Annotated in this window: 7 protein-coding genes and 1 pseudogene; all 8 read right to left on the bottom strand. The window is 29.6% G+C overall.

Annotated elements, in window-relative coordinates:
- On the bottom strand, positions 1-877 hold an 877-nt coding region (locus AB1Z17_RS07330), incomplete at its 3' end, for a PLP-dependent aspartate aminotransferase family protein (protein WP_368051150.1).
- Between the two features lie 38 nt (positions 878-915).
- Positions 916-1,275, bottom strand: a complete 360-nt coding sequence (locus AB1Z17_RS07325; RefSeq protein ID WP_368051152.1) for a hypothetical protein — start codon at positions 1,273-1,275, stop codon at positions 916-918.
- 16 nt (positions 1,276-1,291) lie between these two features.
- Complete coding sequence (locus AB1Z17_RS07320; RefSeq protein WP_368051149.1) at positions 1,292-1,786, bottom strand: DUF6265 family protein; 495 nt, start codon at positions 1,784-1,786, stop codon at positions 1,292-1,294.
- A 65-nt stretch (positions 1,787-1,851) separates the two neighbouring features.
- Positions 1,852-3,147, bottom strand: coding sequence for a threonine synthase (gene thrC, locus AB1Z17_RS07315; RefSeq protein WP_368051148.1), 1,296 nt, complete (start codon positions 3,145-3,147; stop codon positions 1,852-1,854).
- A gap of 120 nt (positions 3,148-3,267) precedes the next feature.
- The gene (locus AB1Z17_RS07310) at positions 3,268-4,194 is read right to left on the bottom strand and encodes a homoserine kinase (protein ID WP_368051147.1); all 927 of its coding nucleotides are present in this window, start codon (positions 4,192-4,194) and stop codon (positions 3,268-3,270) included.
- Positions 4,195-4,207: 13 nt separating this feature from the next.
- Entirely contained in the window at positions 4,208-6,652 is a 2,445-nt protein-coding gene (gene thrA, locus AB1Z17_RS07305) for a bifunctional aspartate kinase/homoserine dehydrogenase I (protein WP_368051146.1), read from the bottom strand.
- Between the two features lie 342 nt (positions 6,653-6,994).
- Positions 6,995-8,200, bottom strand: a complete 1,206-nt coding sequence (gene lysA, locus AB1Z17_RS07300; RefSeq protein ID WP_368051145.1) for a diaminopimelate decarboxylase — start codon at positions 8,198-8,200, stop codon at positions 6,995-6,997.
- A 109-nt stretch (positions 8,201-8,309) separates the two neighbouring features.
- Positions 8,310-8,753, bottom strand: a pseudogene (locus AB1Z17_RS07295) (DNA polymerase III subunit epsilon); the annotation flags it as partial.

Genomic DNA, 8,753 nt, shown 5'->3' with positions numbered 1-8,753 from the left:
GTTGGTTAAGTGCTAAATTATGTTGTGGATGACTTGTTAATCCAGGATAATTAACCTGTGCTATTTTAGGATGCTTTTCTAAATGTTTCGCCAATTTAAGCGCATTTTCACTTTGCTTAGAAACCCGTAAATGTAAGGTTTGTATTCCTCGACCTATAAGCCAACAATCAAAAGGAGCAGGTACAGCGCCATTTAATTGTTGAATGGCTTTAATTTTAGCTGCAATTTTTTCATTATTCAAAATAACAGCTCCACCTAAAACATCACTATGTCCACCAAAATATTTTGTTGTAGAATGAATTACAATATCTGCACCAAAATTTAGCGGATTTTGAAATACTGGAGTAAGCCAAGTATTATCAACAACACATAAGGCTTTATTTTTATGAGCTATTTTTGAAATTGCTTTAAGATCACTTAATTTTAACTGAGGGTTTGAAGGTGTTTCAACCCAAATCATTGTTGTATTTGGTTTTATGGCGTTTTCAAGAGCCTGTAAATCTGTCATATCAATTTGACTATAACTTAATCCCCAAGGCTTTAAAACTTCATTAAATAATTTTTTAATTGTAAAGTAAATATCATCAGGTAATAAAACGTGGTCTCCTGTTTTTAAACTTTGTAGAATTGCGCTAACAGCCGCCATTCCTGAAGAAAATGCAAAAGCATAAGTGCCATTTTCTAATTTAGCAATACTTTTTTCAACAACTTGTCTGTTTGGATTGTCGTTTCTAGAATATACAAAATCGTTATTGTAAGAACCATCTGAATTTCTTTTATAAGTACTGGATAAGTAAATAGGAATACTAACAGCACTAACATCTGAGAATGTATTTTCTGCACTTTTTATGGCTAAAGTTTCAAATTTTGGTTTCATTGAATAGTATTTTTGTGTGATCTTTATTTTTTAAGACTTTAATTTGTTATAGTGGTTTTGTCTTTAACTTTAAAACAACGTTCCTTACCTAAATATGCAGGATTTCCAAATTCTTCAGACCAAAATCCATCTAAAATATCATTTGAAAGGCAACGATAAACAACTACACCTTTATATGTATTTGAATCTTCACCTTTATAATTAAAATTAATTACCAATATATTGTCCTTAAAAAAACCAGTTCCAAATTGTTTTTGTGAGTTATTAATTAACCATTTGGCAATTATGCTGTTATGATCATCTAATGTTAAGGTTAATGTGCCTTTATAAGTTATATTTGTTTCATCCTGATTGCTGCCAATAATTGTATAAATTCCAACTAAATTGGTTACAGAAATAAGTGTAGACATTGTATTATTTGGCTAATTTGTAATTAAATTTCATTTCAACTGCTTCTTTGCCTTCATCTTTAAAAATTACATAAATATTCAATTCATTTTTAGAAATTTTTTCAAACGTAAGACCATCAAAATAAACTTTGTTATTTTCAATTTTTACAAGTGGAAATTCTATGGAAGCATCTTTTTCTTCCCAGCCTTTTAAATTTTTATCAAAATGTTTAATACGAAGTAAAAGACTTTCGTTTTTTTCGGTAATTGTACATAACTCGTAAAACTGAACAGCTTCATCAACTACTAATTTAAATGAACCCATCATAGATTTTCCAAGTGGAGAAGTCCAAACTTCTTCTGTAATTCCGCCTAAAGCTTCGCCCTGCCAATGGCCAGCAATCCAAGACACATCATTTATAGCAGCAGTAGGACTTTCTTTACCTTCTAATGTTAACGTATTTTGAGAAATAATTGTAGCAGAAACTAAAAATAATATTAGAGCTAAATAGTTTTTCATTTTTAAAAATTTAAAATACCTGACTAAACTAATGCTATTTATTTAGAAAAACAATTACGCAGATACTACTTAATTGTTACTAAATAATCTTTTAATTCTTGATATGTTGAAATTTTAATTGAAACTTTTTCTTTGTCAATTACATCTTTAATTTGTTGCGGATACTCAATAGATTCATTTAAAACAGGTTCTACAACATCTAAAAACTTAACAGGGTGTGCAGTTTCTATAAATATTCCTTGGCCTTTGTTATTTTTAAAATATTTTTTTAAACCTAAATACCCAACTGCTCCATGAGGATCTGCAATATAACCTGATTTCTTTTTTATTTCTTTCATTGCTTCTCGGGTTTCATCATCTGAAAACGAGTAAGAAGTCAGGTGTTTTTTCAATTCTTTATCAGTGCCATAAATTTCCTGAATTCTAACAAAATTACTAGGATCACCAACGTCCATTGCATTTGAAATAGTTTGTTTAGAAGGTTTTGCAGTATAAACTCCGGTTTCCAAATAATTTGGAACAATATCGTTTGCATTAGTTGCTGCAATAAATTGTTTTATAGGTAAACCTAATTGTTGCGCCATTATACCAGCACAAATATTTCCAAAATTACCACTCGGAACAGAAAATATAAGATCTTTCTTTTTGTTTTTTAATTGTTTAAAAGCAAAAAAGAAATAAAACATTTGTGGTAACCAACGTGCTACATTAATAGAATTTGCAGAAGTCAAATTTCTTTGTGAAGTTAATTCTTCGTCTAAAAAAGCCTTTTTCACCATTGCCTGGCAATCGTCAAAAGTACCATTAACTTCTAATGCTTTAATATTTTGACCTAAAGTAGTTAGTTGTTTTTCTTGCACATTACTAACCTTTCCACTTGGATATAGAATTACCACATCAACACCTTCAACTCCTAAAAATCCGCTTGCAACTGCGCCTCCTGTGTCTCCAGAAGTTGCCACTAAAACAGTTACTTTTGTTGCTTCTTCATCCTTATTGAAATAACCAAAACAACGCGCCATAAAACGCGCTCCAACATCTTTAAACGCCATTGTTGGTCCGTGAAATAACTCTAATGTTACAATATTTTTTTTGATAGGAACAACAGGGAAATCAAAGCTTAATGTATCTTCAATTATTTCTTTTAATTCCTTTTCAGGAATTTCTTCACCTATAAATTGTTTAATTACTTCATAAGCAATTTCAGTATTATTAAAATATTCTATATGTTTGAAAAACCCCTTTGGTAACGGTGAGATACTTTCAGGGAAATATAAACCTTTATCAGGAGCAAGTCCTTTTATAACTGCATCCTTAAACGATACATTTGGTGCTTTTTTATTTAAACTATAGTATTGCATTATTAATTTCTATTTAATCGTTTATTTGTTTAACCGTTGAGTTGTTCAATTGTTGAATCGCGTAATTCGATAATTAAACAACATGCTAACTTTCAACTTTTCAGCCTTTTAACTTTGTAATTATAATTCTTTTATTCCTTGTTTGTTAATTCTTGAAACGTGGATATCATATTCAATTCCAACTTTATCATAAACACTTTTCATTGCTTCGGCTACTTTTAAAGCAGTTTCTTTTCCTTTACTTAATGCAAATATTGAAGGTCCAGAACCAGAAATTCCACAACCTAAAGCTCCAGTATTTAAAGATTGCTGTTTTACAGCATCAAAAGCTGGAATTAGAATAGAACGAATTGGTTCTATAATATAATCTTCTAAAGAACGACCAATTAATTCGTAATCTTCAGTATATAAACCACTAATTAATCCACCAACATTTCCCCATTGTTTAATGGCATCTTTTAAAGGAATATTAGTTTTTAATATTTCACGAGCATCAGAAGTTTTTACTTCTATTTGCGGATGAATTACTGTCGCATATAATTTTGAAGGTGTATGTATGCTAATAATATCTAACGGATTGTAACTTCTAACCAATGTAAAACCACCAAAAAGGGCAGGAGCCACATTATCTGCATGTGCAACTCCAGTTGCTAAGCGTTCTCCTTCCATTGCAAAACGAACTAAGTCTGTTGTGTTAAAAGGATTTCCTAATAATTTATTTATTGCCCAAACAGCACCTGCAGAACTTGCAGCACTACTTCCAATCCCACTTCCTGGTTTTATACGTTTGTTAATTTCAATTTCAAAACCAAATTCACTTTCTGTTTCAGCTAATAAAGCCAATGCAGCAACTCCAGCAACATTATTATGAGTTTCCAAAGGCAAAGTTTGCCCAATAATTTTTGTAATAGTTACACCTTTTTTTGCAACTTTTCTAATAGTCATTTCGTCACCGACATTGTCTAATGCCAAGCCAAGTACATCAAAACCACACGATATATTGGCAATCGTAGCAGGTGCAAATATTTTTAATTCATCCTTCTTCATTATTAATTATTAATTAGTTATTTCCAATTCTAATAATATCAGCAAATAAACCTGAAGCAGTAACATCTGCACCAGCACCAGCACCTTTAATAATTAGTGGTTGTACAGGGTATCTATCAGTAAAAAATAATACAATATTATCACTTCCATCTAAATTATAAAATGGATGATTAGATGGGATTTCTTTTAAGCCAACTTTAGCCTTTCCATTATCAAATTCAGCAACAAATTTTAATCTACAATTATTTGCAGCAGCTTTTTTATAAATTTTATTAAAATGTTCAGCTTCTAATTTTAAGGTTTCTATAAATTCAGGAACTGTATCTACAGCTAATGAAGCTTTTGGTAAAAACGAATCATTTTCAATGTCGTATAGTTCTAATCTTGTGCCACTTTCTCTCGCTAAAATTAAAATCTTGCGCATTACATCCACACCGCTTAAATCTATTCGTGGATCAGGTTCTGTATAACCCTGAATTCCAGCCTGTTCAACTACATTGTAAAATGAATTTTCTTCATTAAAATTATTAAATACAAAGTTTAAACTTCCAGATAATACGGCTTGTATTTTATTAACTTTATCACCAGAGGCAATTAAGTTTTTTAACGTGTCAATTATTGGCAATCCGGCACCAACATTTGTTTCAAATAGAAATGGGGCATTGTACTCGCGTGCTAATTGTTTTAAGTTTAAATAGTTTGTATAATTAGAGGAACAGGCAATTTTATTACATGTTACAACTGCAACACTTTCCTTTAAATAACTAGCATATAATTTAGAAATATTTTCATTTGCAGTATTGTCAACAAAAATGCTATTTCTGTGGTTTAAATCGGTTACTTTTTGATGAAACAAATCCATATTTAAAGCTGTTCCTTTTTCTAAAGCAACTTTCCAATTTTCCAAATCGATACCATCTTCATTAAATACCATTTTTTTAGAATTTGTTAAAGCAATTACACGAACTTGTAACCTTAAATTCTTAAGTAAAAAGGCTTGTTGCTGTTTTATTTGTTCCAATAATTTTCCGCCTACATTTCCAACACCAACTACAAATAAATTTAACTGTTTAGTTTGGTTTTCAAAGAATTCTGAATGTAAGGTGTTTAATGCTTTTTTGATGTCTTTATGCAAAATAACTGCTGAAATATTTTTTTCAGAAGCACCTTGTGCAATAGCTCTAATATTTACATTGTTTCTTCCTAAAGTACTAAACATTTTACCACTTATACCTTGATGGCTTTTCATATTATCACCAACCAAGGCAATAATGGCATTGTTTTCTTCAACAATTACAGGTTCAATTTTGGCGTGTTCAATTTCGTAACTAAATTCAGTATCAATTGCAGTTTTAGCTTTTAGCGCATCATTATTACTTATTGCAAAACAAATTGAATGTTCTGATGATGCTTGTGTAATTAATGAAACATTAATTTTTTCTAAAGATAATGCTTCAAACAAACGTTTAGAAATTCCAGGGATACCAATCATTCCGCTACCTTCTAACGTAATTAATGCCATATTTTCTATATGACTAATTCCTTTAATTGGATTGTTATTTGATGATTCTTTAGTAATTAAAGTTCCTTCGGCATCTGGTTCAAAAGTGTTTTTTATACAAATAGGAATTTCTTTTTTAAGTATTGGTTGAATGGTTGGTGGATATAGTACCTTTGCACCAAAATGTGACAATTCCATAGCTTCTTGATATGAAATATTTGGAATTGGAAATGCCTCTCGTACAAATTTAGGATTTGCAGTATACATTCCACTTACATCTGTCCAGATTTCTAATACAGAAGCATTTGTTGCGGCTGCAATAATAGCTGAAGTATAATCTGACCCACCACGACCTAATGTAGAAACTTCTCCATTTTCTGTCTTAGCGACAAAACCTGGAAGCATAACAATTTTAGAATTGTTTTGTTTGAAAAAATCTTCAATGTTAGCATTTGTTTTTGGAAATAAAACAGCAGCGTTTGAAAAATTATTATTGGTAACAATTAATTCTTGTGAATTCTTTAAAACAGCATCTAAATTGTTGGTTTGCATTGCATTTGCAATAATAAAAGAAGAAAATAATTCACCAAAGCTCACAATTTTATCAGAGGTTTTGTTTGATAATTCATTAATTAAAAAGACACCTTCTAACGTGTTTTCTAATTTATTTAACATCTTTTTTATCTCACCTAAAACATTACTTTGATTATTTATAGGTATTAATTCTCTTACAACCTGAACATGTTTTTCTTCTATAATTTCAAAAGTTTTTATATAATCTTTATTACCACTACATGCTAAATTACCTGCTTCTAACAACAAATCGGTTACACCACCAAGTGCAGAAACAACTACAGCGACCTTATTTTTATTAGCACTATCTTTTACGATGCTAATTACTTTGTTTATATTTTCTGAAGATGCTACCGATGAGCCTCCAAATTTTAATACTTTCATAGTATTGTTTTATAATGAATTTTTTAAATTGTATTTTTTGTTTTCAAAATAGTGAAAACGAATGTGTACGGATAATATGATAGAATAAAACCCCTAAAGGGTTGTTGTAGTAGTTGTAGCAATAATTAAGCTGCGCATTTGAATTGCGTTTTGTGTTAACTTATATGATTTTGCTATTTGCATAGGGTAAAATTAACTTTTTTTTTAAAACCACAGTACTTTTACGTGAATTTTAGTAAAATTTTATTTTTCACCTAATAAAACTAAACACTCATCATTATTTTAAAGAACTTTTTGTGAATAATAAAAAACTCCGAAGCTGAGTTCGGAGTTTTAATTTTTTTATAAATCTATAATTACTTGATTTTGTAATAAATCTTCAAAAGATTCTTCTTTTCTAATAAGGTAATCTTTTCCTTCATATACTAAAACTTCTGCAGGTCTATAACGAGAATTGTAGTTAGATGCCATTGAATAACAATAGGCTCCTGCATTGTTAAAACACAATACATCTCCTTCTCTAATTTCGCTAATTCTTCGGTTAGAACCAAAAGTGTCGGTTTCGCAAATATAACCTACAACCGAGTAATAACGCTCGCGACCTACAGGATTTGAAACATTATGAATATGATGATAAGAATCGTACATCATAGGGCGGATTAGATGATTAAATCCAGAATCTATACTTGCAAAAACGGTTGATGTTGTTTGTTTTACAACGTTAACTTTTGCTAAAAATGAACCAGCTTCACTTACTAAAAATTTTCCTGGCTCAAACATTAAGGTTAAATCTTTTCCGTAATCTTTACAAAATTTATTGAATCGTTTTGTTAAACGATTTCCTAACTCTTCAATATTTGTTGAAATATCACCTTCTTTATAAGGTACTTTAAAACCGCTCCCTAAATCTATAAACTCCAAATTCTTAAAATCTTTAGCAGAATTGAAAATAATTTCAGTCGCAGCTAAAAAGACATCAATATCTAAAATATCAGAACCTGTATGTGTATGAATACCGTTAATTCTCATTCCAGTATTTTCTATAACACGCTTAATAAGTGGGATTTGATGTATAGAAATTCCAAATTTTGAGTCAATATGTCCAACAGAAATTTTATGATTTCCACCTGCCATAATATGCGGGTTGATACGCACACAAACAGGAATGTTAGGGTAGTGGTGACCAAATTGTTCTAAAATAGAAATATTATCTATGTTTATTTGTACCCCTAACTTTGAAACCTCTTCAATTTCTTCTAAAGAAACTCCGTTTGGCGTAAAAATAATGTCTTCAGGTGCAAAACCCGCTGTTAATCCTAATTTTACTTCTTGAATAGAAACAGTATCAATTCCAGAATTTAATTTCTTAAATAATTTTAAAATACTAACATTCGTATTTGCTTTTACAGCGTAATTTAATTTTAAATTTGTTACACCTTCAAAAGCGTTTATAATTCGATTGTATTGCAAAGTAATTTTTTCAGCGTTGTAAACATACAACGGACTTCCATATTTTTCGGAAAGTGATACTAGTAACTGATTATCCATTCATTTTTTTTGAAGTCCAAAAATAGGAAATGCTTTTAGTTATTAAAATATATTTTTGTAAAATAACAAAATTTAACAGTTTGTTAAATTTTAAATTTAACAATTGTTTTTAAATAGCGAACAAATCGAACGTATTTTGAACTAATTGTTCTTTTTTTAGGTTGTAAACAGTGTCAGAATTATTTTTAAGATAATAACTTAAAATCCGTTTAATATCATTATTATCTTTCTTAGTTATTATTACTTTGTTATAATCGTCAATATTTTCAAGTTGTTCCGTTGCATTTGCATAGCCAAAACCTTTATAAATTCCATTTAAAATAAGAATAAATGCTTGTTCATTTTCTGTTCTTCCAGCTTCTTTTATTATAAAATTTTCGGATTTAAATTTAACCGATTCAATTGCTTTTAATACTCTTTTATTATAACTTTTAGCAGTTTCTTCATCTTTACAAATACCTTTACATTGCTTTATCTGGTAATGAAAACAAGTAGTAACATTTGTTTGTAAATGACAATATTTTGGACATAATTCAAATGTTTCACATAATTT

This window comes from Lutibacter sp. (assembly GCF_040883305.1).
Lineage (GTDB): Bacteria > Bacteroidota > Bacteroidia > Flavobacteriales > Flavobacteriaceae > Lutibacter.
This window is presented reverse-complemented; position numbering and strand designations above follow the sequence as displayed.

Excerpts from the sequence above, each read along its gene's own strand:
- AB1Z17_RS07320 (WP_368051149.1), bottom strand. The coding sequence starts at position 1,786 with ATGAAAAACTATTTAGCTCTAATATTATTTTTAGTTTCTGCTACAATT.
- thrA (WP_368051146.1), bottom strand. The coding sequence starts at position 6,652 with ATGAAAGTATTAAAATTTGGAGGCTCATCGGTAGCATCTTCAGAAAAT.
- AB1Z17_RS07310 (WP_368051147.1), bottom strand. The coding sequence starts at position 4,194 with ATGAAGAAGGATGAATTAAAAATATTTGCACCTGCTACGATTGCCAAT.
- lysA (WP_368051145.1), bottom strand. The coding sequence starts at position 8,200 with ATGGATAATCAGTTACTAGTATCACTTTCCGAAAAATATGGAAGTCCG.
- thrC (WP_368051148.1), bottom strand. The coding sequence starts at position 3,147 with ATGCAATACTATAGTTTAAATAAAAAAGCACCAAATGTATCGTTTAAG.